The organism is Sphingobacterium spiritivorum ATCC 33861 (genome assembly GCF_000143765.1).
In the GTDB taxonomy this organism is placed as follows: Bacteria; Bacteroidota; Bacteroidia; order Sphingobacteriales; family Sphingobacteriaceae; genus Sphingobacterium; species Sphingobacterium spiritivorum.
The window spans coordinates 651926-677999 of sequence record NZ_GL379770.1 but is presented as its reverse complement, the minus strand read 5'-3'; the positions used below and the strand labels follow the sequence as shown (position 1 = coordinate 677999).

22 protein-coding genes are annotated in these 26074 nt (G+C 40.1%); 16 read left to right on the top strand and 6 right to left on the bottom strand.

Features of this window, described 5'->3' with window-relative positions; all coding sequences use genetic code 11:
- Positions 1-74 precede the first annotated feature (74 nt).
- Complete coding sequence (locus HMPREF0766_RS03155; RefSeq protein ID WP_002993633.1) at positions 75-461, top strand: hypothetical protein; 387 nt, start codon at positions 75-77, stop codon at positions 459-461.
- A 70-nt stretch (positions 462-531) separates the two neighbouring features.
- On the opposite strand, the gene HMPREF0766_RS03150 is transcribed toward HMPREF0766_RS03155, so the two are convergent.
- The 3 genes from HMPREF0766_RS03150 to guaB all read right to left on the bottom strand — a co-directional run bounded on the left by HMPREF0766_RS03150 (position 532) and on the right by guaB (position 2963).
- Complete coding sequence (locus HMPREF0766_RS03150; protein ID WP_002993632.1) at positions 532-1005, bottom strand: DinB family protein; 474 nt, start codon at positions 1003-1005, stop codon at positions 532-534.
- Between the two features lie 182 nt (positions 1006-1187).
- On the bottom strand, positions 1188-1343 hold the full coding sequence (locus HMPREF0766_RS22045; RefSeq protein WP_002993631.1) for a 30S ribosomal protein THX: 156 nt from the start codon (positions 1341-1343) through the stop codon (positions 1188-1190).
- A gap of 144 nt (positions 1344-1487) precedes the next feature.
- Positions 1488-2963: an IMP dehydrogenase gene (guaB, locus tag HMPREF0766_RS03145; RefSeq protein WP_002993630.1), complete on the bottom strand. Its 1476-nt coding sequence runs from the start codon at positions 2961-2963 to the stop codon at positions 1488-1490.
- A gap of 202 nt (positions 2964-3165) precedes the next feature.
- Between guaB and HMPREF0766_RS03140 the strand changes: the two genes are divergently transcribed.
- The 15 genes from HMPREF0766_RS03140 (at position 3166) to rodA (ending at position 23539) form a co-directional block, all read left to right on the top strand.
- A complete protein-coding gene (locus HMPREF0766_RS03140) occupies positions 3166-3639 on the top strand; it encodes a hypothetical protein (RefSeq protein WP_003010619.1) in 474 nt (157 codons plus the stop codon).
- A gap of 317 nt (positions 3640-3956) precedes the next feature.
- A complete protein-coding gene (secDF, locus tag HMPREF0766_RS03135; RefSeq protein ID WP_002993626.1) occupies positions 3957-6938 on the top strand; it encodes a protein translocase subunit SecDF in 2982 nt (993 codons plus the stop codon).
- 144 nt (positions 6939-7082) lie between these two features.
- Entirely contained in the window at positions 7083-7535 is a 453-nt protein-coding gene (locus tag HMPREF0766_RS03130) for a MarR family winged helix-turn-helix transcriptional regulator (protein ID WP_002993624.1), read from the top strand.
- Positions 7522-8526: an NAD(P)/FAD-dependent oxidoreductase gene (locus HMPREF0766_RS03125; protein WP_002993623.1), complete on the top strand. Its 1005-nt coding sequence runs from the start codon at positions 7522-7524 to the stop codon at positions 8524-8526. The genes HMPREF0766_RS03130 and HMPREF0766_RS03125 overlap by 14 nt, the downstream gene beginning before the upstream one ends.
- Before the next feature lie 9 nt (positions 8527-8535).
- Positions 8536-8865: a 2Fe-2S iron-sulfur cluster-binding protein gene (locus HMPREF0766_RS03120; protein WP_002993622.1), complete on the top strand. Its 330-nt coding sequence runs from the start codon at positions 8536-8538 to the stop codon at positions 8863-8865.
- A 256-nt stretch (positions 8866-9121) separates the two neighbouring features.
- Positions 9122-10432 carry an NAD(P)/FAD-dependent oxidoreductase gene (locus tag HMPREF0766_RS03115; RefSeq protein ID WP_002993621.1) on the top strand — a complete coding sequence of 437 codons (1311 nt, stop codon included), beginning with the start codon at positions 9122-9124 and terminating at the stop codon, positions 10430-10432.
- Positions 10433-10447: 15 nt separating this feature from the next.
- Positions 10448-12130, top strand: coding sequence for a helix-hairpin-helix domain-containing protein (locus HMPREF0766_RS03110; RefSeq protein WP_002993620.1), 1683 nt, complete (start codon positions 10448-10450; stop codon positions 12128-12130).
- 55 nt (positions 12131-12185) lie between these two features.
- Positions 12186-13835 (top strand): M1 family metallopeptidase, encoded by a 1650-nt coding sequence (locus HMPREF0766_RS03105; RefSeq protein ID WP_002993619.1) that lies wholly within the window; start codon positions 12186-12188, stop codon positions 13833-13835.
- A gap of 67 nt (positions 13836-13902) precedes the next feature.
- Positions 13903-15285, top strand: a complete 1383-nt coding sequence (locus tag HMPREF0766_RS03100; RefSeq protein ID WP_002993618.1) for an aminopeptidase P family protein — start codon at positions 13903-13905, stop codon at positions 15283-15285.
- 18 nt (positions 15286-15303) lie between these two features.
- Entirely contained in the window at positions 15304-17466 is a 2163-nt protein-coding gene (locus tag HMPREF0766_RS03095) for a S9 family peptidase (RefSeq protein ID WP_002993617.1), read from the top strand.
- A 338-nt stretch (positions 17467-17804) separates the two neighbouring features.
- The gene (locus HMPREF0766_RS03090) at positions 17805-18827 is read left to right on the top strand and encodes a rod shape-determining protein (RefSeq protein WP_002993616.1); all 1023 of its coding nucleotides are present in this window, start codon (positions 17805-17807) and stop codon (positions 18825-18827) included.
- An 85-nt stretch (positions 18828-18912) separates the two neighbouring features.
- Entirely contained in the window at positions 18913-19746 is an 834-nt protein-coding gene (gene mreC, locus HMPREF0766_RS03085) for a rod shape-determining protein MreC (RefSeq protein WP_002993614.1), read from the top strand.
- On the top strand, positions 19739-20263 hold the full coding sequence (locus HMPREF0766_RS03080; protein WP_002993612.1) for a hypothetical protein: 525 nt from the start codon (positions 19739-19741) through the stop codon (positions 20261-20263). Before mreC ends, HMPREF0766_RS03080 begins: the two co-directional genes overlap by 8 nt.
- A gap of 44 nt (positions 20264-20307) precedes the next feature.
- Positions 20308-22278: a penicillin-binding protein 2 gene (mrdA, locus tag HMPREF0766_RS03075; RefSeq protein WP_002993611.1), complete on the top strand. Its 1971-nt coding sequence runs from the start codon at positions 20308-20310 to the stop codon at positions 22276-22278.
- A complete protein-coding gene (rodA, locus tag HMPREF0766_RS03070) occupies positions 22271-23539 on the top strand; it encodes a rod shape-determining protein RodA (protein ID WP_002993610.1) in 1269 nt (422 codons plus the stop codon). The genes mrdA and rodA overlap by 8 nt, the downstream gene beginning before the upstream one ends.
- 200 nt (positions 23540-23739) lie before the next feature.
- Here rodA and HMPREF0766_RS03065 read toward each other — a convergent pair whose 3' ends face one another.
- From HMPREF0766_RS03065 to HMPREF0766_RS03055, 3 genes are read right to left on the bottom strand one after another with little or no spacing between them, the layout of a single operon-like run.
- On the bottom strand, positions 23740-24594 hold the full coding sequence (locus HMPREF0766_RS03065) for a nucleoside phosphorylase (RefSeq protein WP_002993609.1): 855 nt from the start codon (positions 24592-24594) through the stop codon (positions 23740-23742).
- Positions 24591-25208 (bottom strand): IMPACT family protein, encoded by a 618-nt coding sequence (locus tag HMPREF0766_RS03060; RefSeq protein WP_002993608.1) that lies wholly within the window; start codon positions 25206-25208, stop codon positions 24591-24593. Before HMPREF0766_RS03060 ends, HMPREF0766_RS03065 begins: the two co-directional genes overlap by 4 nt.
- Complete coding sequence (locus HMPREF0766_RS03055; protein WP_002993607.1) at positions 25205-26068, bottom strand: DMT family transporter; 864 nt, start codon at positions 26066-26068, stop codon at positions 25205-25207. Before HMPREF0766_RS03055 ends, HMPREF0766_RS03060 begins: the two co-directional genes overlap by 4 nt.
- Between the last annotated feature and the right edge of the window lie 6 nt (positions 26069-26074).

The window sequence follows — 26074 nt, the reverse complement described above, 5'->3', positions numbered from 1 at the left end:
CATTTTTGGCATCGGGTTTGTCTTTATTCTGCATATAAACAGAATCTTTAACAAACATAAAAAACGTTACCACTATGAAAAAAATGATTAAGATCTTGGGGCTGTTAGTGTTCACTGTTGCTATATTTTCAGCATGTAGTAAAGATGATGATCCTGCTGACAATGACATCTTCGTAGGGAAGTACAATGGTAAAATTTCCTATACCGATCTTGGAAACAGCCAGAACAACAAACCGCTGGCAGACGGAACAGTAACCGTACAAAAATTAGGTAATTCCTATACTTTTTACTTTAACAACGATATTCCGGATCTTAAAGGAGTAGAATTTGAGAAAAAAGGAGATAACACTCTGGTTAATGTAAACTCTTCAGAAGGTGCTCTGATTCGTATTGATGCAGGAAAACTGAATATAGCATTTACAAAAGAAAATAAAATCTGGACAGCAGATTGTCAGCGGTAAGCTGATATAAATCAGTCCGAAAGTAAGAAAGGGGTTCACAAATGAACCCCTTTCTTTATATAAACAACGACTAGTATCGCTCCCAGAATGGCGGAGGCTGAATGCCTAAAGCCCGGAGATACACATACCCCTGACCACGATGATGAATTTCATTATCAATAAAATAAAGAAGATTTTCATATACAGGTGATTTGTACTCGCCAAAAAGATTAAAGGTATCGTGAAAATCCTCTTCTTTAATCATATTAAAGTACACATCTATATCCCGGGTTACTTTATCCCATTCATCAAGAATTTCCTGTTTTGTTTTCAGGTCTATTTTTTCGCTGTAAGGCTCTTCCACTCTATTCACTATACCTTTTAATCCGGGACCTGCGATAGAGATCAGCTCCTGCGCCATTAATGAAAACGGACGCATAGGACCTACTTTAAATTCAAACAAATCTTTTTCCGGAAATGCTTCTATGACCCGGCGTGTCAGACTACGGTGCCCCTGCCAGTGTTTTAATAATTCTTCTTTGCTGATGATTTCATTTGTTTTCATATTTCTCCTGTTTTGATTATGATTCAAAGTTAATCCGGACGAATGACAACAGTATGTCAACAGGAAAATGGCAACAAATTATTTTTTAAAAACCAGGTGATAGAAGAATAAAAAGAAAGACCTGCATACTTTTTCAAGTATGCAGGTCTTTCTCACACCGGCAATAAATCCCGGAATCTCTATCAGGCAGTTTCCTTACCTTTCTTTTTTACTGCAGCTTTTCCGGTATCTGTAGCTTCGGGGACAACAGCTTTCGCTTGAAATCCACGAGGGCGCTTTTTACCATAGGAACCCATAATAATTTTCCCTTTTCTTGATTTTTTATCTCCTTTACCCATATTATTATATTGTTAAGTGATGTAATAAAAATAGTTAACGATTTACAATTTAACCATTTATATCCTAAATCACAAAGAATAAGGTTAATAAAAACGGGCATCCAAAAAACTGAATGCCCGTTTCTAATATTTTCCAATCCGAAATTAGCCTCTGCTATTGTAGTTAGGAGCTTCTTTTGTAATTGAAATATTATGCGGATGCGACTCGCGAAGTCCCGCTCCTGTAATTCTTACAAACTGTGCCTCCTGAAGACGTGAAATTGTTGCGGCTCCACAGTACCCCATTGAAGCACGAAGACCACCGATGTATTGGTATACTACTTCTGAAAGAGTACCTTTATAAGGAACACGACCTACAATTCCTTCCGGAACCAGCTTTTTAATATCATCTTCCACATCCTGGAAGTAACGATCTTTGGATCCCTTTTCCATGGCCTCAATAGATCCCATACCACGATATGATTTAAACTTACGTCCTTCATATATAATCGTTTCTCCAGGAGCTTCTTCTACTCCTGCAAATAGTGATCCTGCCATAATAGTACTTGCACCCGCTGCAATAGCTTTTGCAATATCACCTGTCTGCTTGATACCACCGTCAGCGATCAAAGGAACTCCTGTACCTTTAAGTGCTTTGGCAACTTCGTATACAGCATACAACTGCGGTACACCCACACCAGCTATAATACGTGTAGTACAGATAGAACCGGGACCGATCCCTACTTTTACAGCATCTGCCCCTGCTGCTGCCAGATCAGCTGCTGCAGCTCCTGTAGCAATATTTCCGACGATAACCTGAAGTTCAGGATACGTTGATTTTACTAATTTAAGCTTATCTATTACTCCTTTTGAATGACCATGTGCAGTATCAATAGTGACTACATCTACACCTGCCTTTACCAAAGCGTCTACACGGTCTAATGTATCCGGAGTCACTCCTACTGCAGCTCCTACCATCAGACGTCCATGTGAATCTTTCGCAGCATTTGGGTAATGCTTATATTTCTGTATATCCTTAAAGGTAATCAATCCTTTCAGAAGTCCTTCCTCATTTACGACAGGAAGTTTTTCAATTTTATAGTTCTGAAGTATCAATTCTGCCTGTACCAGATCCGTTCCTTCAGGAGCTACAACCAGATTATCACGGGTCATTAATTCGCTGATCGGACGTTTCATGTCTTTTTGAAAACGCAGATCCCTGTTTGTAACAATCCCGACCAATTTACCTGATCCGTCTATAATAGGAATACCTCCGATCTTGTGTTCACTCATGATTTTGAATGCATCACCTACAGTAGCCGTTTCCAGCAGTGTAACCGGATCCTGGATCATACCACTTTCCGAACGCTTCACTTTACGGACTTCAGCGGCCTGCTCTGTAATCGTCATATTCTTATGCAGCATACCGATACCTCCGGCCTGAGCGATAGCAATAGCTAAGTCAGAACCTGTTACGGTATCCATTGCGGCAGAGACCAAAGGAATATTCAACTTGATTTTTTTAGTCAAATATGTGCTCGTGTCTACATCGCGCGGCAAAATTTCTGAATAAGCGGGGATTAATAATACATCGTCGTAGGTAAGACCTTCTGCTACGAATTTTTGTGGATCTAATTGCATGGCAAATACGTGTTGGAGTTTCTATTTGCCAGGCAAAATTACAAATAATAATCAGATTATAAAACGTTTTTTTATAATTGACAACCAAATGATGATTGCTTAATTATAATTTCTGCACAAAAAAATATATCAATCTTAATTTTTGGCAAGCTATTTGCAAAGTGATGATCGTAATTTAACAGAAAAACAACATAACATTATTATGAAAAAATTATTACTTTCTTTTGCAGCAGCAGCTGTTTTGGCATTAGGTGCCCAAGAAGCAAAAGCACAGTCTCCGCAAAGAGCGGCTATAGGAGTTGTATTTGATTCACCATTTGACGCATTTGGAGTGCAATACAAAACTTCTTTTGGAGGAACTAATCAAGGTCAGGTTCAAGTATTATTCGGCGATAATGTTGTAGGTATTGGTGCAGATTATCAGTATGCAAGACCTTTCCGTGGTACTAACGGTCTGGGATGGTATGTAGGTGTTGGTCCTCAAATCTCATTTATCGATGCTGGTAGCAATGATTTCACAGCTATCGCTTTACGTCCTCAGGCAGGTCTTGAGTTCAAAATCCCTAGTGCTCCTATCGGTCTTCACGTAGATTGGAAACCTTACTGGCAGTTAAATCACAATAGTGACTTTGATGCATCTGAATTTTCATTAGGTATCAAATACACATTGAGATAGAAAATATCAAATCTTTGAGCAGAGCCTGACGGATATCCGTCAGGCTCTTTTTTTTGTTTACCCCTCCCTCCTGTATAAGCAAAAGCTGCTATCTTCTTTCATATTTCCCGGTTTGTAGTTGCACACATCTGTTTATCAACAAATAGACAAGCTTTTACAAACAAAATTGCCAATAATTCTTGCTTTTGATAATTATTTTAATCATGTCGGGTTCATTATACAAAAATTTTATACCTTTGCCATTCTTGGTAAAATGTAATACAACCGGAGCAAATTATAAATATACTATATATCAAACTAATACACTAAAATAGACAATGCAAGGTAAAGGGCTGATTAAATTTTTGGTGATAGTGGTATCGTTAGCATGCCTCTATTCCCTATCATTCACTTTTGTGAGCCGTAAAGTAGAAAAAGACGCTGAGGCATTCGCCAAAGGTGACATGACGAAAGAAAAGGCTTATTTAGATTCGATGGCTGGACAGGTTGTATACAATCTGGGAGTAGCGAAATACACGTACAGAGAAGTAAAAGCTAATGAACTGGCTTTAGGTCTTGACCTAAAAGGCGGTATGAACGTGACAATGGAAATTTCATTAGACGAATTGATCACCAATTTGGCGAACAATCCGAAAGATGAAAAATTCAATACTTCATTAGGAAATGCTGTAAAGAAAAGCAGATCTTCCAATAAATCATTAGTTGATTTATTTATCGAAGACTACAAATCCAGCGGTGCAAGCACTCCATTAGCTTCATTTTTTGCCACACAATCTAACTCTTCTTTAATCAAGGCGACAAGTTCGGATAAAGAAGTAGCTAATTTCCTGCAAAAAGAAGCCGATAATGCTATCCAGAATTCATATAAAGTACTTCGTACCCGTATTGACAAATTTGGAGTAGCATCTCCGAATATCCAGATTCAACAAGGAACAAACCGTATTCTTATTGAGCTTCCGGGTGTCAATGATGAGCAACGTGTACGCAAACTTCTTCAGGGATCTGCCAAACTAGAATTCTATGAAACACATAGCAATTTCCAGGTATATCCGCTTTTGGAAAATATAAACAAAACATTAGCGGCAACGCTTAAAGCACAAAAAACTTCCTCCGCTGATACTACAAAAGCAGATACAACTAAAAAAGAGAATCTGTTAGCCAATCTGGGTGCCGGTAAAGGAAAATCAGATTCTGCAGCTGTAAATGCAAAACTGGGTGAAGACAACCCGTTATTTGCCGTATTGACACCTTCAGTTGCTATGGGAGCAAACAACCAGATGCAATTAGTACCAGGCCCTATGGTCGGTATTGCGCAACTAAAAGATACTGCAAAAGTAAACGCCTTATTAGCAAAACCTGAGATAAAATCTATTATCCCTGCTAACCTGAAACTGCTTTGGGCTGTAAAACCTGAACAAAATTCACCTAATGCATTATCGCTTTATGCGATCAGACCTTCAGGTATTGATAACGGTGCGGTATTGACAGGTGATGTTATTACAGATGCAAAAAATGACATCGCTCCACAGACAAACCAACCTGTGGTATCGATGCAAATGAATAATGCAGGTGCACGTGAATGGCGTAAAATCACTGCAAAAGCAGCTCAAAATAAAGAGGCTATTGCTATTGTATTAGATAATGTTGTGTACTCTGCTCCAAATGTAAATGAAGAAATTCCAAACGGAAGTTCACAAATCTCCGGATCATTTACAACAGATGATACAAAAGATTTGGCAAACGTATTAAAAGCAGGTCGTCTTCCTACAACTGCTAAGATCGTTGAAGAGGCTATCGTAGGTCCTTCATTAGGTCAGGCAGCAATCGATGCAGGTGTCAACTCTGCTATAATCGCTTTCGTAGTGGTATTGATCTTCATGGTTTTTTATTATAACCGTGCAGGATGGGCAGCAAACATTGCTGTTATTGTCAACGTATTCTTCTTATTAGGTGTACTGGCCTCCTTAAATGCAGTGCTTACCTTACCGGGTATTGCAGGTATCGTATTGACTATGGGTACGGCGGTAGATGCCAATGTACTGATATATGAGCGTATACGGGAAGAGCTGGGTCTGGGTAAATCTATGCGTCAGGCTATAGCGGATGGGTACAAACATGCGATGCCGTCTATTCTCGATTCACAGATCACGACTTTCCTTGTAGGTATTGTACTCTTCTTCTTTGGTAGCGGGCCGATCTTAGGTTTTGCAACAACGATGATGGTAGGTATTGTTACATCATTGTTTACAGCAATTTTCATTTCCCGTCTGATCTTCGAATTCATGTTAGACAAAGACATGAAGATCTCTGTATCTTACCCTTGGTCTGCTAATACCTTGAGAAATGCAAACTTCAACTTTATCAAAAACCGTAAAAAATTCTATATCGTATCGATTATTGCAGCCATTATCTGTCTGGGGTCTATCTTTACGAAAGGATTCACGCTTGGGGTAGATTTCCAGGGTGGTCGTACGTATACAGTACGTTTTGATAAAGCTGTTAATCTGGAAAATGTACGTCAGAGTCTGGATGAAGTATTTCAGAAAACAACTGAGGTAAAAACTTTCGGAAGTGAAAATCAGGTGCGTGTTACGACGACTTACAAGATCGACGAGACAAGTGATGATGCTGATAAAGAAGTATTGGATAAACTGAATCTTGGTCTGTCTAAAATTGAAGGAAATAAACACGAAATTCTGTCTCAACAAAAAGTAGGACCATCAATTGCAAATGATATCAAATCAAGAGCTACCTATTCAGCTATCTTCTCTATTATTATCATTGCAACATACATTTTGATCCGTTTCCGCAAATGGCAGTATTCTGCAGGAGCTGCGATTGCAACTATCCACGATGCGGTTATCTTATTAGGCTTGTTCTCGCTGTTAGATGGTATCGTTCCATTCTCACTGGATATCGACCAACACTTTGTGGCAGCGATATTGACTGTAATCGCTTACTCTGTAAATGATACGGTAGTTGTATTTGACAGACTTAGAGAGTACGTAAACAAACCAAACAGTCATAACGAGAAAATGAGTGATATTGTGAATCATGCAATTAATACAACTTTAAGCCGTACGATCATTACATCACTGACCATTATATTCGTATTGGCGGTATTGTTTATCTTCGGAGGTGAAGTTATCCGTGGATTCTCCTTTGCGATCCTTATCGGTATCGTAGTAGGAACATACTCTTCTATTTTCCTTGCAGCACCTTCTGTATATGACTTCCGTAAAGGACGTCACATGGCAGAAAAAGCTGACCTTAAAAAGGTAGAGCCTGCAAGACCATAATCAAGCACATAACTTAGTACTATACGGAGGGCTTTCATCAGTGATGAAAGCCCTCTTTTTTTATAGTCAATATTGACAAAGGACTAACAAAACCGGTTTTAAATTAATGTATTCTTTCATATATTTGTTGTACTAAATATTGTTATGCAAAACGAAAAATTCAATGAATATTCATTTATCCTGGACCGGACAGCGAAAAAGGTAAAGCAATACGCACAATCGTCTTTTACGGAAAAGGGGTTCGATATCACTGTAGATCAGTGGACAATTATAAAGACACTCTTTGAACATCCGGATTTGTTACAAAAGGAGCTGGCTGAAAAGTGCGGTAAAGATCAACCTACATTGACCCGGATTGTGGATTTGCTGATCAAGAAAGGATTGGCCGAACGTCACAACCATCCCACAGACAGACGCTCTCTTTATCTGAAACTGACCGATCTGGGCATCAGTAAAGTACAATCATTAACCCCTCATATCACACAGATCCGTACCAAGGCCTGGGATAATCTGACAGATGAGGATTTCAAACATTTCACCAGAATACTTAATAAAATACACGATAACTTAAACATAGAAAGCTATGATAACAACTGACATTTGTATAATCGGAGCTGGTCCGGTGGGGCTATTTGCAGTATTTGAAGCAGGCCTATTAAAAATGAGATGCCATTTAATAGATGTCCTTCCACAGGTAGGAGGCCAGCTTTCAGAGATCTATCCGCACAAACCGATCTACGATATCCCCGGCTATCCTGCCATCAATGCACAGGAACTGATTAACAATCAGATGGAGCAGATAGCCCCCTTCCACCCTACCTTCACTTTAGGAGAACGTGTAGAAGGACTGAATAAACAGGAAGATGGTTCTTATCATGTAATTGGTTCTGAGGGAACAGTGATCCATTGTCAGGTCGTCGTGATTGCCGGGGGATTAGGTTGTTTTGAACCCCGTAAACCTGAAATTCAGAATCTGGATACCTTTGAACACAACTCCGTACATTATATGGTACGTGATCCGGAACGGTTCAGAGATAAGAATATCCTGATAGCCGGCGGAGGTGATTCTGCGCTGGACTGGACAATTTTTCTGGCCGATGTGGCGAAAAGCATTACACTGGTACACCGTAGTGACAGTTTCCGCGGAGCTCCGGACTCAGCAGAAAAAGTATACAAACTGGCCAATGAAGGAAAAATCGATCTGTTGCTTTCTCACAATCTGGTAGCCTTACAGGGAAACGGTACTCTTCAGGAAGTACATTTACAAAACAAGCAAAAAGAAGCAGTCGTTGTCAATACCGAACATTTTATTCCGCTGTATGGATTAAGTCCCAAACTGGGACCTATAGCAGACTGGGGACTCAGTATAGATAAGAATGCAATAGTTGTAGACACCTTTGATTATTCAACTAACGTAGAACGCATATTCGCCATCGGAGACATCAATACCTATCCGGGAAAATTAAAACTTATTCTTTGCGGATATCATGAAGCAGCATTGATGGCACAGAGTGCTTTCAAATATGTATATCCGGATCAGAAACTTTCATTTAAGTATACAACTGTCAACGGAGTAAATGCTTTTTAATAAAATCACATGGATAATTTAATCACCATATATGTAGAAGACCGGGAAGGAACAGTAAAAGATGTAGAAATCCCGACAGATATCAACCTGAGCCTCATGGAGATCCTGAAGGCTTCAGAATACGAGATTCTGGCCACCTGCGGAGGGATGGCTTTGTGTGCAACCTGTCATGTACAGATACTGGAAGGAGCAGAAAATCTATCCGAACCGCAGGATCAGGAACTGGATATGCTGGATACCTTACCGGATGCAGATGAGGAGAGCAGACTCGCCTGTCAGATCAGACTCGGCAATGAAAATGACGGATTACGAATAAAAATAAAAGGAGCCTTACAATAAGCCTTTTTAATTATTATTCTTAAATTTGTGTACTTTGTACACTAAGAATACCCTTGATTGAAAAAGACTTATATACAAACAGGCAAAAAGTGCTTCTGTCTTTTCGGTCAACGCACGTTGTTAATCTGCCTTCTTTAAAGATCTCTTTATTGCATGTGTACAAGGTTAGTTGCAAATAATTTAGTTTACTGCAATAAAATTTAAGATATTTGCAAAAACTTGCAAAAGTTAATAGAATAAAGATAAAACAACTAATATGCTAAGCAGTCGTTCAGAGAGAAGTTTTCCAAGAGTTATCGTCATAGGCGGTGGCTTTGGTGGAGTGGAAGTTGCTAAACACCTCAAAAACAAAGATGTAGAAGTATTACTTCTGGATCGCAATAACTATCACACGTTCCAGCCCCTGCTTTATCAGGTCGCTACAGGAACACTTGCAGCCGATGCCATTTCCTTCCCGCTACGGAAGATGTTCAAATCACAGGAAAATTTTAAATTCCGAATAGCAGAAGTATCGCATATTGATACTGACACTAAAATTGTAAGAACAGATGTCGGAGATTTCGATTACGATTATCTGGTGGTGGCGACAGGTGCTACAACAAACTTCTTCGGAAACCAGGAAGTTGCCAAATACTCGCTTCCGATGAAAAGTATACGTGAAGCACTTAATATCAGAAGTTATGTTCTTCAAAATCTGGAAGCAGCAGTCCTGAGAGAGACCGCTACACAGCGCGCTCCCTACCTCAACTTCGTAGTCGTCGGTGGTGGTCCAACCGGTGTAGAGCTGTCAGGAGCAATCGCTGAGATACGTAATAACATTCTTAGAAAAGACTACCCTGAATTATCTACTCAGGAAATGAATGTCTACCTGATAGAAGGACAGGACAAGATCCTTGCCGCATTATCTCCGCAGGCATCCGAAAAAGCAGAGACATATCTGAAAGAATTAGGGGTAAAAGTATTATTAAATAAACAGGTGACAGGATATAATGGAAATACAATCTCTTTCAGCGATGGAGAGAGTATTGATACCAAAACGGTTATCTGGGGCGCAGGTGTCATGGGACAATTCCCTGAAGGTCTGGAAAAAGATATTATCCAGCGTGGCAATCGCATCAAAACAGATGCAACCTGCAGAGTCGAAGGTCTGGAAAATGTATTCGCTATAGGAGACGTATCTGCCATGATCACGAAAGATCTTCCGAGAGGATTACCGGGAGTAGCTCCTGTAGCACAACAGCAAGGTAAATTCGTAGCACATCAGATCATGCACTTGCTTAATGATCAGCCTCTTGAAAATTTCAGCTATTTCGACAAAGGATCTATGGCTACAATAGGCCGTAACAGAGCTGTCGTAGATATGGGTAAAATCAGGTTCCAGGGATTCTTTGCCTGGTTTGTATGGATGTTTGTTCACTTGATGTCCATCTTCGGATTTAGAAATAAATTGGTTACTTTCGTCAACTGGTCCATCAAATTCTTTACCATGAATGGTGGAATCCGACTGATCATCAATAAATATGAGCGGCCGAAACCAGAAGAAAAAAAACCGGCACTTACAGAATAAAACAACATTTAAGATATGGATAATAAGGTCATTGCTAAGCTATTTAAGCTGGGAAGCCAGCTAATGGAACTTCATAATGAAAACCCATTCAGGGCTAAAGCAATGGCCTCCGCATCTTTTAAAATTGACAAATTGCCCTTTGCTGCAGCGACAGCGACTGTTGAAGATCTCAGTGCTCAACAGGGAATCGGCAAAGGCACAGCCGAGAAAATACAGGAAATTATTCAGACTGGATCTTTTGCAGAACTGGATCAGCTGATCGCCAATACGCCTCCCGGATTATTGGATATGCTTCAGATAAAAGGTCTGGGACCCAAAAAGATACTGATTATATGGCAAGAACTCGGTATCGAATCTGTGGGAGAACTGTATTATGCATGCAATGAAAACCGTCTGGTAGAGGCCAAAGGCTTTGGCCTCAAAACACAGGAAGATATAAAGAAAAACATAGAATTTTCTATTGCCAATCAAGGCTGGTTTCTATATGCGAAGGTCTTACCTTCTGCAGAAGCAATTCTCAATAAACTGCGCATCGCCTTACCTGAAGATACAGCAGTTTCTTATACCGGAGCATTCAGAAGAAAAGTTGAAATATTAGATCGTGTGGATTTTTTACTATCTACTTCAACAGAAGAACTGCAAAAGGTATTAGCTACGATTCCCGATATACAAATTCAGGAGCAAACCCCGGATCAGATTGAAGTAAAAGACAACAATGGCTTTCTCTTCCGTTTTTTAAGTACAGATCCGGAAAATTTTGCAAACACACTTTTAGAAACTACAGGTTCAGAACTTCATATTCAACAATTAGAAGCGATACAACAACCACTTCCGGCAGCCTCTACAGAAGCCGGAATCTATCAGTTGCTCGGATTAGCCTATATAGAACCCGAACTTAGAGAAGGATTGGATGAAATCCAAAAAGCAAAGACCGATACACTTCCGCAGCTTATCACTTTTGAAGAACTGAAAGGCACTGTTCACAATCACTCTACATATAGCGACGGCGTCCATAGTCTGGCTGAAATGGCCCGATACTGTAAAGAGAATCTGGGATTAGAATATTTTGGCATCTGCGATCACTCCCGTACGGCTGTATATGCCAACGGTCTGTCTATAGATCGGCTGGAACAACAGTGGAAAGAAGTAGATGCGCTGAATGAAAAAATGGCACCATTCCGTATTTTCAAGGGTATTGAATCTGATATTCTTTCGGATGGATCTCTGGATTATCCGAATGAGATACTCACTAAATTCGATTTTGTAGTTGCCTCTGTACATTCCAATCTCAAAATGAATGAAGAGAAAGCGACAGACAGATTGATAAAAGCTATCGAAAATCCATATACCACTATTCTGGGACATCCAACAGGAAGATTATTATTAAGCCGTTCGGGATATCCATTGGATTTCAAAAAAATAATAGACGCCTGTGCCGCAAATCAGGTTGTCATAGAGATTAATGCCAATCCTCTGCGACTCGATCTGGACTGGAGATGGCACAGATACGCTATCGAAAAAGGTGTATTGCTATCGATCAATCCGGATGCACACCGTACAGAAGGGCTTTTGGATATGCACTATGGTATCTACGTAGCACGTAAAGGAGGAGTATCCGCTGAAAACTGTCTTAATGCACGTTCTGTCACAGAAATCAGCGAGTTCTTTACAAACAGAAAAATTGCAAGGGGAATTTAAGATCTTTATTTTTCAGGTTCTTTTGCTATTTTTATAGATCAATTTGTGATCGGTTATGCGCTACCCTATTCTTTTGCTGTTATTGTTGTTCTCCTTACAATCTTATTCGCAACTCTTACACCCTAAAAACAGTTTTACCCGGGCTGATTCCTTACGCGGAAAACTTACCCCCCTACGTACCTGTTATGATGTGCAATTCTATCATCTTAACATAAAAGTCAATCCTGAACAAAAATCTGTTTCGGGCAGCAATCTTTTCCGGTTCAAGGCAGTGACGGACTTCAAAGACCTACAGTTTGACCTCTTTGAAAACCTGACTATTGATAAAGTTGTATATAAGGGCAAAACCCTGCCTTTCAGAAGAGAATATAACGCTGTCTTTATATCATTTCCGCAAACTATAAAAAAAGGAAATCAGGACTCCTTTGAGGTTTATTATTCCGGCAATCCTGTTGAGGCTCAACGTGCTCCCTGGGATGGTGGATTCGACTGGAAAAAGGATAAAAACGGGAATCCGTGGATAGCAACTGCATGTGAGGGTCTGGGAGCCAGCGCATGGTGGCCCAATAAAGATCATCTGTCGGATGAGGCAGACAGTATGCTGATCTCGGTTGCAGTCCCCTCCTCTTTAATGAACGTCTCAAATGGAAGACTTAAAGGCGTAGAAAAGGGCACTGACGGATATACAACTTACCATTGGAGCGTCTCTAATCCGATTAATAACTACAATGTAGCGCTGAATATAGGTGATTATGTACATTTGCAGGATGCCTATCAGGGAGAAAACGGCAAACTGGATATTGATTATTATATCCTCCGTGGCAATGAAACAATAGCTGAAAAGCACTTTGGTGAAAATGTCAAACCCATGCTTGAGGCCCTGGAACACTGGTTTGGCCCCTATCCTTTTTATGAAGATGGATATAAACTGGTCGAAACATCCCATCTTGGCATGGAGCATCAGAGTGCCATTGCCTACGGTAATAAATATAAAAACGGTTATCTGGGTACAGAAAGCTCCGGTACAGGATGGGGAATGAAATGGGATTTTATCATTATCCACGAGTCAGGTCACGAATGGTTCGGAAATAATATAACGGCTAAAGATGTCGCTGACCTCTGGATCCATGAGAGCTACACAAACTATTCCGAAGCATTATACATTGACTATCATTATGGCAAACAGGCCAGTCAGGAATATGTAAATGGCAATCGCAGGGGTATCCTGAATGATACACCTATGCAGGGCCCATACGATGTAAACAAAGAGGGATCCGGTGATATGTATCTCAAAGGCGGAGTATTACATAATATGATCCGCTCCATGATAAATAATGATGAAAAATGGCGTGCAATCCTCAGGGGATTAAACAAAAAATTTTATCATAAAACTGTAGATTATCAGGATATCACCTCTTATGTATCTCGTGAATCCGGCATAGATCTGTCAAAAGTTTTTGAACAATATGTGCAACATACCAGCATTCCTACCCTGGAAGTGGTTTGGAACAATAAAGGTATGCCCGCAGCCCGATGGATCAGTGAAGTAAAAGATTTCAAAATGCCGGTAGCTATTGGTAAAAAAGGAGAAGCAAAAAAACAATACACCTTTGATCAGCAGTTTAAACCCATACCTGTTGCGGAACTGACAAAGCAAAATATTGACATTGACACCTTTAACTATTATATCAAAGTCAAAATGTAAAGGATGATACAATCATCCTGTATACAATGGTGAAGACCTTAAATTTAACGTATTAAACAACAACTATATGTTTGCAGCACATACCTATCAGGAACGAAGAAATGTCTTAAAGAAAAATATTGGCCATGGTATTCTCCTGTTTTTGGGGAATATTGAAAATCCGATAAATTTCGAACACAACCCCTACAGATTTCGGCAGGACAGTACTTTTTTATATTACTTCGGTATACAGGAACCCCGTCTGGCTGCAATTATAGATATTGATGAAGATAAAACAATTGTATTCGGAGATGAATTAAGTATCGATGATATCGTCTGGATGGGTAAACAGGAGACATTAAAAGAGAAAAGTCTACGTTCCGGGATCAGTGAGACACGTCCTTTTTCCGCATTAGCTACTTATCTGCAGGAAAACAAGAATCGTACTGTACATTATCTCCCTCCTTATCAACCTTCCAACAAGATCTTACTTACAACACTATTCAGTATTTCTGTATCTGCTATCCAACCTTCAGTACCTTTTATAACAGCTGTCGTAAAGCAAAGAGAGATCAAAGAGGAACAGGAAATCAAAGAAATAGAAGAAGCTATTCGCGTTTCTACTGAAATGCATCTCCTGGCTATGCGACTGGTCAGACCGGGTATACGGGAATTTGAAATTGCCAATGCCATCCAGCATCTGGCTGCTGATCAGAGCTGTGAAATGGCTTATCCGCCTATTGTAACTATCAATGGCGGAATACTGCACAATCATTACCGTCAGCATACACTTAAAAGCGGAGATCTGTTCCTGAATGATTCCGGTGCAGAGACAGCGATGGGATATGCAGGTGATCTTACTCGCACATTCCCTGCAGATTCTCGATTCACCACCAAACAAAAAGAAATTTACAACATAGTACTGCAGTCTTTTATGAATGCAAGAAATACGCTCGCTCCGGACACAAACTTCAAAGATATTCATCTTAAAGCCTCCCTTAGCCTTGTTGAAGGACTGAAATCCATTGGATTAATGAAAGGTAACGCTGAAGAAGCCGTACAAGCACATGCCCACACGTTGTTTTTTCAATGTGGACTCGGGCATATGATGGGTCTGGATGTACATGACATGGAAGATCTGGGAGAACAATATGTGGGGTATACTCCGGACGAACCAAAAGACACCCACACATTCGGACTGAAATCCCTTCGTCTGGGAAAACCACTGAAAGCTGGCCATGTAGTCACTGTAGAGCCTGGGATATACTTTATTCCTGAACTGATTGACATCTGGCAGGGCGAAAACAAAAACAGCGCATTTATCAATTATGATAAAGTTAATGAATACCGCAATTTCGGGGGAGTCCGGATAGAAGATGACTTCCTCATCACAGCAGATGGCTATCGGTTATTAGGTCCGGAACTCATGAAGACCGCAGAAGAAATTGAAAACTACAGATCAAATTATTAGCAGCATAATTTTTATTTTATGATAAAATTCAGCACATATTTTTTATCCATATTTTGCATCTTATTAGTAAATAATGCTTTCGCTCAAAAAATGCAATGGACGGCAGATGGCAATGCCTATTATTCATTCTCTGCCAAAGGAATCGACATTGTGGATCTGTTGCATCCTGATCAGAACAAACCTTTTCTGACGACACAGGAACTTATCCCTAAAGATTCTGCACAAGCCCTGGAAGTCCAGAGCTTTCAGGTATCTCCTGATGGTAACAGTCTTTTACTCTTCGCCAATACGCAACGGGTATGGCGGGATAATACAAGAGGAGATTACTGGATCTTTGATAAAAAAAACAAAAAGCTTGTTCAGCTCGGCAAAGGATTGCCGGTATCCTCTCTGATGTTTGCAAAATTTTCGCCTGATGGCAAAAAAGTCGCTTATGTTTCCAAACATAATATTTACATAGAGGACCTCTCTTCAAATACATTCAAAGCTATAACCAAAGACGGTACGGATCGCATTATCAACGGTACATTTGACTGGGCTTACGAAGAAGAATTCGGATGTCAGGACGGATTCCGATGGTCACCTGACGGAACAAAAATTGCGTATTGGAAATTAGACGCAAAAGAAACCCGTAATTTCCTGATGATCAACAATACAGATAGCCTGTACTCTTTTACTATTCCGGTAGAATATCCGAAAGTAGGAATGAATCCCTCCTCCTGTACAATATGGTTTTATAATGTATCTGACGAAAGTACCCAAAAAGCCGGCATAGAAGGAGACGATATCCAGCATTATATCCCACGCATGGAATGGGTGCCGGATTCCAGATCTATTATACTGCAACAGCTGAACCGCAAACAAAATGTGAGCAAAATTATCGTATGCGATGCTGTAAATGCGACTTCCAAAACCATCCATCAGGAAACTGACGAAGCATGGATAGACATTAAAGCCCGCTGGAATAACGGAGACCCAAGCGGTTGGGACTGGATCAATGAGGGAAAAGAATTTATCTGGCTATCCGAAAAAAACGGATGGAGACAGATTTATAAAATCGATATGCAGGGTAAGGAAACCCTGATTACAAAAGACAACTATGATGTTATACAACTAGATAATATTGATCAGAAAGCCGATCTTATTTATTTCTCCGCCTCCCCTACTAATGCAACGCAAAAGTTTTTGTATAAAATCGGACTCAATGGTGGCGCGGCCAGTCGCGTAACTCCGGCTCAGTATAAAGGTACAAATACCTATACGATCTCTTCCAATGGTAAACTTGCCATTTTCAACAGCAAGAGTACGACATTCAGCTCTACTGGATCTGTGGTAACCCTCCCGGAACATAAAGAAATTGCAAAACCAACTTCCGTTAAAGAAGGATTAGCGAAACATGTGGAATTCATCAAAATCAAAACGCAGGATAGCATAGAATTGGACGGATGGATGGTAAAACCAAAAAATTTCGATCCTGCTAAAAAATATCCGGTTGTATTCTATGTTTACGGAGAGCCTGCAGCACAGACCGTAACAGATGACACGTACACCGGATACAATCCATTATATACAGGTAATATGTCTGATGACGGATACATCTATATTTCTCTGGAAAACCGTGGCGCACCAGCACCGAAAGGCAGAGTGTGGCGTAAATCTATCTACAGAAATATCGGCCGTCTCAACATCCGTGATCAGGCGATGGGAGCAAAAGAAATCCTTAAATGGAACTTTGTCGACCCCGAACGTGTAGCCGTATGGGGATGGAGCGGTGGCGGATCTTCCACACTTAACCTTCTGGGACAATATCCGGAAATCTATAAAACCGGAATATCCATTGCTCCTGTGACAAACCAGTTATTTTATGACAATATCTATCAGGAACGCTATATGGGATTACCGCAGGAAAATAAAGAAGACTTTTTAAAAGGATCTCCTGTATCTTATGTCAAAAACCTAAAAGGGAACTTATTACTGATACACGGAACAGGTGACGACAATGTACACTACCAAAACACAGAAGTATATATCAACGAAATGGTAAAATATAATAAACAATTTCAACTGATGTCCTACCCAAACCGTAGCCATTCTATCAACGAAGGAGCCGGAACAACAAGACATTTGTCAACTTTGTTTACCAAATTTCTTAAAACGTACTGCCCGCCGGGAGCAAAATAAAACCCAATAGAGCTGCAAATTGCAGCTCTATTTAGTTTATAACATACTTAAAAAGTCAACATAAAGGACAGCATAAATATTCCTAACAATGATTGTGAGTAAACGATTAGTTTACTTAACAACTAATATTAAAAAACATAGGTCTTTTTAAATTTTAACAACAAAAAAAGCAGTAAAATTATACGATAATCCCTCCTTTTCCGTTAACGATTAAATACCTATCAAAAGATTCTTTTCGGTTCATTTTGAACCAAATAATTTTTTTTCATTGTACACAGAGATTGATAAATTTTTCAGTAGTTTTGCATATTAATAAAAAATCGTTTAAAATTCACTAAATGGGGTTATTTAACTGGTTTACGCAAGAAGTTGCGATCGATTTGGGTACAGCTAATACCCTGATTATCCATAATGACAAAGTAGTAGTAGACGAACCCTCTATCGTTGCATTTGACCGCACTACCAATAAAGTAATTGCTATTGGTCGTCAGGCAATGCAGATGGAAGGTAAGACTCACGATAATATAAAAACCGTACGACCTCTTCGTGATGGTGTTATCGCTGATTTTACAGCCGCCGAACATCTGATCAGAGGAATGGTAAAATTAGTAAACAACGGAAAAAGTTGGTTTTTCCCTTCTCTTAGAATGGTCGTTTGTATCCCTTCCGGAATCACAGAAGTCGAGAAGCGTGCTGTAAGAGATTCTGCAGAAATTGCAGGAGCAAAAGAAGTGTACCTGATTCACGAACCTATGGCAGCAGCCGTTGGTATCGGTATCGATGTAGAAGAACCGGTTGGAAATATGATCATCGATATCGGTGGTGGTACGACAGAAATTGCGGTCATCGCATTATCAGGTATCGTTTGTGATCAGTCTATCCGTGTTGCCGGAGATAATTTTGATTCTGATATTGTACAATACATCAGAAGACAACACAATATTATGATCGGTGACCGTACGGCCGAGAAAATCAAAATTGAAGTTGGAGCTGCTCTTCCTGAGTTGCAGGAGCCACCTGAAGATTTTGCAGTACAGGGACGTGACCTGATGACAGGTATTCCTAAGCAGATCACCGTTTCCTATACGGAAATTGCGCACTGTCTGGATAAATCTATTTCGAAGATTGAAGAAGCAATCCTGAAAGCATTGGAAATAACTCCACCCGAATTATCAGCAGATATCTATCAGACAGGTATCTACCTGACCGGAGGAGGTGCATTACTAAGAGGTTTGGATAAACGTATTCAGGCTAAAACAAAACTTCCTGTTCACGTAGCAGAAGATCCTCTTCGTGCTGTTGTACGTGGTACAGGCACAGCATTGAAAAACATTGGTAAATTCAAGTTTTTAATGCAGTAATTCTTTGAACATCAATTCCAGCTACGCGATATAGACAGGAATACCCTGCTATATCGCGTAGTTGTTAAAAAACACCAGCAATAACATGAGAAACCTTTGGTTATTCTTAATCAGATATAACGCCTTTTTTTGGTTTGTCCTGTTTTTTGTCTTTTCCGTAATACTTGTTGTTAAAAACAACACTTTCCAACGCGCTACAGCCTTTAATTCTTCCAATGTCGTGATCGGCAATATGTATGCAAAGGTTAACTCCTGGAAAAGCTACCTTGCACTCGCTGATGCCAATGAACAGCTCGTTAAGGAAAATGCGATCCTTCATAACCAGCTGCAACGTTATACTGTAAAAGACAGCTCCGACAGCGTACGTCTGGTTGACAGCATAGAAGAAGGACGTTATCAGTTTATTGTTGCCAATGTAGCTAACAATAGCATTCATCAGAAAAGCAATTATCTAACGCTGGATAAAGGTTCTAAAGACGGAGTAGAAAAAGACATGGGAGTTATCACATCCAATGGTGTTGTGGGTATTGTACTGAATGTATCAAAAGACTTCTGTACTGTGCAGTCTCTGCTGCATCCGGACACACGTATCTCCGTTACCCTCGGCAAATCAGAAGTATTCGGATCTTTAATGTGGGGCAACAACAGAGATTCACGCTATGCTATGGTACGTGATATTCCTAATCATGTCAAAGTCGCCAAAGGAGAACAGGTATACACTTCCGGTTTTTCAATTTTTCCAAAGGGAATACAGGTTGGCCGAATCGTAGAGACAGGCATTACTTCCGGCGAAAGTTTTCTGGATCTGAGACTTTTGCTTTCCACCAATTTTTCAAATCTTCAGCATGTGTATATTCTTAAAGATAAAATGGCTGAAGAAAAAAGACTTTTAGAAGAAACTAATAACGACAATGGGTAGAACGGTTTTAATTAATTTTTTACGTTTTGTGGTCCTTATTCTTTTACAGGTTTTCCTGTTCAAGAATATTGGTTATTACAATCTCGCCAGCCCCTTCCCTTACATCCTTATTATCTTTCTTTTACCTATCGGTCTTCCCAATTTATTATTATACGTATTAGCCTTTCTTACCGGCCTGACAATAGACGTATTTTATGATTCACTGGGCGTACATGCTGCTGCATGTGTAGCATTAGCCTGGTATAGGATCTTTTTTCACAACATCACACTGGAAGTGGATATGAAAGAATCCTACCTTACCCCTTCATTAGGAGAAATGGGATTTAAATGGTTCCTTTCCTATACATTTTTCGGCATCTTAGTCCACCATACGGTATTGTATATATTAGAAGTATTTTCATTCTACCAATTTCAATATACACTCTTAAGTATCGGATTAAGTTGTATCTTTACACTGGTTATCATCCTATTATCCGGGCTATTATTCTTTAGAAAGAAGACCCGTTATAATGCATAATCAATTCTGTACATTTTTCTAATAACGAAGGAAACCTCCGGTTTATGAACAGTTTTTTTGCTCGTAAATACGTCATTCAAGGGATATTTATTGCCGTTGCCATTATACTGATTGCTCGACTTTTTTATCTTCAAATCATTGACGACACTTATCTTCTGTCTGCTAATAACAATGTCCTGAGAAAAGTCATTGTATATCCTGCCCGTGGGGTCATCTTAGACCGTAACGGTAAGGTAATGGTACAGAATGAACCTGTCTATGATCTGCTGGTCACCCCAAAAGAAGTGAAAGATATAGACACCGCTTTACTCTGTTCACTAATAGATATTGATAAAGCCGGCTTTGACAGCAGAATGGCCAAAGCACGTGCGCATTCTCCATTCAGAGCTTCTCAATTTGAAAAACAACTTTCGGCGACGACCTATGCACGTCTTCAGGAACATCTGTACAAATTCAGAGGATTCTATGTACAGAATCGTACTGTCCGCAGTTATCCGGACAGTCTTGCAGCACAGTTCCTCGGCTATATTGAAGAAGTAAGAGATCGCGACATTGAAAAATCAAATGGTTTTTACAGACCCGGGGATTATATTGGTGCCAGTGGAGTAGAACGTGCATATGAAGATCTTCTAAGAGGCAAAAGAGGGGTTAAAAATCTTATGGTCGATGCACTCAACAGACCAAAAGGAGTCTTTATGGAAGGGAAGTATGACACACTTGCCGTAGCCGGAGACGGATTGATCTCCTCGCTGGATAAAGAACTGCAGATCCTGGGTGAAAAATTAATGAAGAATAAGCTCGGTTCCATTGTTGCGATCGAGCCTTCTACCGGAGAAATACTGGCTTATGTAAGTAGCCCGAGTTATGACCCCAACCTGATGGTAGGGAGACAAAGAGGCAACAATTATATGAAATTGCTGAATGATCCGACCAAACCCATGTTTAACCGGCCTATTCAGGCTTCTTATCCACCGGGATCAGTATTTAAGGTCGTTTCAGCCCTGACAGCACAACAGGCTGGTATGATAGATACACACACTGTATTTAATTGTCCCGGAGGATACAGCTACGGAGGAGGACGCGGATTTATGCGTTGTACGCACGTAGATGGACCAACCAGTCTTGTCAAATCTATACAACGCTCCTGCAATACTTACTACGGATACACATATGCCCGGATGATAGACTCAAGAGGACTTTCCGGACCCAAAGCATATGATCTGTGGAGAGAGGCTACTATGAAATTTGGGATAGGTCATAAATTAGGAATCGATTTACCGGGAGAAAAACCAGGTCTGTTACCTACTTCAGACTTTTATACGAAACGTTATGGTAATGACAAATGGAGATCCTCATTCAACATTTCCTTATCCATCGGACAAGGTGAAATGGGTATTACTCCTTTGCAGATGGCAAATATCATGGCTATTGTTGCCAACAGAGGGTTTTATTACCGTCCTCACCTGATTAAAGGAATAGGAGACAAAAAAATCCTGAAAGAAGAGTTTACAGAAAAAATTTCTGCCGGAGTAGATGCGAAATACTATCAGATGGTCATAGAAGGGTTGAGCCAGGCCGTGAACTCTCCGGGAGGTACAGCATATTCCAATAGAATTAATGGAATAGAAATGTGTGGAAAAACAGGAACTGCCCAAAATCCACACGGTGAAAACCATGCGGTATTCTTTGCGTTTGCGCCACGTGAAAATCCAAAAATCGCAATTGCAGTATTTGTTGAAAATGCTGGTTACGGCGGTGTATGGGCAGGACCTATTGCCAGTATGATGGTTGAAAAATATGTCAAGGATACCATCACTATGCCTAAGTATATTCAGGACCGTATCTATAATGCGAGCTTCATGCCAAAAAAAGAAATTCCGAAACCGAAGAAAGAGGACGTGAAAAAAGACAGTACAAAAACAAAGGCAAAAACAGTACAGCAGACTGCAGCAATAAAAGACGACAGAAAATCAGTATTAGTTCACCATAGCCAAATAAAGAAAAGATATGAATAATGTTAAGCAAAAATCCTTCTTCGGGAGAATCGATTGGTTAACAATCTTGTTATGGCTAACTCTCTGTCTTATTGGCTGGTTCAATATTCATGCTGCCGTCTTTGATCCGGAACATCCGGAATTGTTCAACCTGCAGACTAACTACGGCAAACAGTCCATTTATATCTTCTCGGCTATCATTATCGGAATCAGTATTTTGATTATTGATGCTAAGTTCTTCAGCTCTTCCGCTCCGGTTATCTACATAATCGTTACCCTCCTACTTATAGCCGTACTGGTCGTAGGGCGAAATGTAGGTGGTAATCAGGCCTGGATACCGCTTGGAAGTTTCAGGCTGCAGCCTTCTGAATTTGGAAAACTGGCGACCTGTCTGTTACTGGCTTATTACCTCAGCAGTCAGAGCAATAAAGCTCCTACCATGAAAACTCTGGCTATAGGTGCCGGAATTGTATTGTTTCCGGTTTTGCTGGTTATGCTCCAGCCGGATACAGGATCTGCGTTAGCTTTCTTTTCTTTAATATTTGTCTTCTACCGTGAAGGATATGTCAACACCGGCTTCCTGCTGTTTATTGGAATGTGTATCTTACTGTTTGTACTTGCACTATTGGTAAACCAATGGATACTGATAGGCTCTTTACTGGCAATCTGCGGATTCTTTGCCTTCAGCCTTAGAAAAAGACGAAAATATCTCATTAATATTTCTATACTCTTTGTCGTCTCCACTGCATACATACTATGTGTGGATTTTGCATACGAACATATTTTACAACAGCATCAACGTAACCGTATTGATATCATTTTAGGTAAAATGGATGACCCGAAAGGTCAGGGTTACAACCTCAATCAATCCATGATCGCTATAGGATCAGGTCAATTGCTGGGTAAAGGATATTTACAGGGAACACAGACTAAATATAACTTTGTTCCTGAACAGAGTACCGATTTTATTTTCTGTACCATAGGTGAAGAGTGGGGATTTGTCGGAAGTACGATCCTTATAGCTGTTTATATGACCTTATTGGTTCGTATCGTCAATATAGCCGAACGACAGCGATCTGCCTTTGCACGGATATATGCCTATGGAGTAGCATCTATTCTGTTCTTTCACGTCTTTATCAACATCGGTATGACGATAGGTATAGTTCCTGTTATCGGGATTCCCTTACCATTTATCAGTTACGGAGGATCCTCCCTGTGGAGCTTCACCATACTCCTGTTTATCATGCTCAAGTTTGATGCAAACAGAAAAGGTGTAGCTTAATTTAAAGATTTAAATAGAATATACTGTTAGCGGAAACGCCAACAGATGACCTGTTATTAATCCAGACCACACCTAATATTTTACCGAAAGGATTTGTAAAACACACTCCTTTCAACAGTAAAATCAGAATGCCACATCTCTCCGCCCTTTTTCTCCCTGGAAAGAAAAAGCACTGGTTTAAAAGGAGTAAATCAGCTATATTATATCCTTTCCAGAACATATTGGATAGCTTTTTCCACTATCTTTTGCGGTTCAGGGCTGAATGTAGCGCTCACACGACTGGCTAATATGGCATTGATGGACAATGCATGATGCCCCAAAGCCGCAGCCATTGCATATATTCCTGCTGTTTCCATCTCCAGATTCGTAATCCTTCTGTCACCCACTCTGAACCGGTTGATCTTGTTTATAAAATCAGGGTAAACATTCTGCGTCCTCAATGCTCTTCCCTGAGGACCGTAGAACCCGGGAGCAGTGGCAGTCATTCCTTTCGGAAGATCAGAAGCAAACTGTTTCAATAATTTATCACTCGCCTGCGCCACATAAGGTTGAAAATGCAGGTCCGGAAACTGTTGCCCGATTTCCTGTTGAATTTCTGTTTCCAAAGCAGAAAGCGTTCGCTTATAATATTGCATCAAAGCATCAAAACCAATCCCGACTTCAGAAGCGAGTATTGTTCCCATAGGCAAATCTGCCTGTACAGCTCCGGAAGTACCTACACGAATAATATCCAGACTGATCATATCTGACTTCGGTTCTCTTGATTGAAAATCAATATTAACCAATGCATCCAGTTCATTCAGTACAATATCAATATTATCGGTGCCAATACCTGTAGAGATGACAGAAATTCTTTTCCCACGAACCGTACCTGTATGCGTGATAAATTCCCGTTTACCTTTCTTAAGTTCTATATGGTCAAAATATTTAGACACTTCTGCGACTCTGTCCGGGTCACCCACTGTGATGACAGTATTTGCCAGATCTTCCGGCATAATATTCAGATGGTAAATACTTCCATCTGTATTTATAATAAGTTCAGATGCTGGGATCATATTGTTTTTAAGTAATTAAGACGTACTCCTTCTATTGCATTCATTTTTTGCACAACCGTATTGACCTGCATTTTTCTGATTTCCAGCTCCATATAACAGCTATTATCAAATTCCTGCTTCAGCATGGTCAACTCTTCCTCTTTCACTACCCGCATTACATCGTTCATCTGCAGATATTCAAAGGACACACTATACACATCATTCACGGTGCGTTCCACAATAACCGAACTTGCCAAAGCTTCCTGTGCAGCTGTCTTGTAGGCATTAATCAATCCGGGAACACCTAACAGGGTGCCTCCGAAATAACGTACCACTACAATCAGGATATTTGTCACATCCTGAGAAAGCAACACATTGAGAATAGGTCTGCCTGCTGTACCGGAAGGCTCTCCGTCATCATTTACGCGAAATACTGCACGGTCTGGTGTCAAACGATAAGCCCAGCAATGATGTCTCGCTTTGGGATGTAAATCCTTTAATTCCTGAATTATAGTTTTCAATGCAGCTTCATCTCTGAACGGATAGGCATAAGCAATAAATTTACTCCCTTTGTCCCGAAAAATTCCTTCGGAGGGTGTTTCAATAGTACGATAAGTATCTTCAAATAAACTCACAGATAAGCAATTAATAAAACAGAAATTACAGCCAGACCAAGTCCAGCCTTATTCAATATAGACAATTTTTCATTAAATAAAAAGATACCGGCTAATGCTCCGAAAGCAATCACCCCGATATTCATAGAAGTAAATACTATAGATGGATTCTCCGGAATAGCGCGATGTGCTTTCATATAAAACATAATGTTTCCGAAATTGAAAACTCCCAACACCAACCCGCCAAACATGGACTGTACATCAAACTTTTGCTTTTTCCAAAACAACAGATAAAACAAACATGCACATGCCACCAACAATGCCAGAGCAAAAATGATCAGCATGGAAGCCGTATAGGGAATCTCTTTATGCTGCGCCACTTGTTTGAAAAGCACATCAATACATCCCATCCCAATAAATACGATAGCCGGATATATTATAGAAGAAGTCGGTTTTCCCGATTTCTCTCCACCTTTACTCCATCCGATCGAACAGATGATAGCTACAACTCCTACTGCAAGTCCTGTTATTTTACCGGACTCAATACGCTCTCCAAATAACAGAAAAGCAGCAGTAAGCGGAATAAACAGGGAAAGCCTTTGGGCAACTTCTGTCTTTACAATACCACTGTATTCTATAGAAAGCGCAATGATCAGAAACAAGGCAGGCAACAGTATACCTAAGGGCAAATACAGATTCCAGGGAAGAATAGGGTTATCCCACCTTACAGGCCCGGGATTTAGAAATACCCATGTCATCAACAGAGCGACAGGATAATTCCACAATACTAACTGTAAATGATTGATACCTCTGCTTTTTGCCCATTTAATACAAATGGCGACTAATACACTGCAGATAACACTTAAAAAGACAAATATCATATTCTT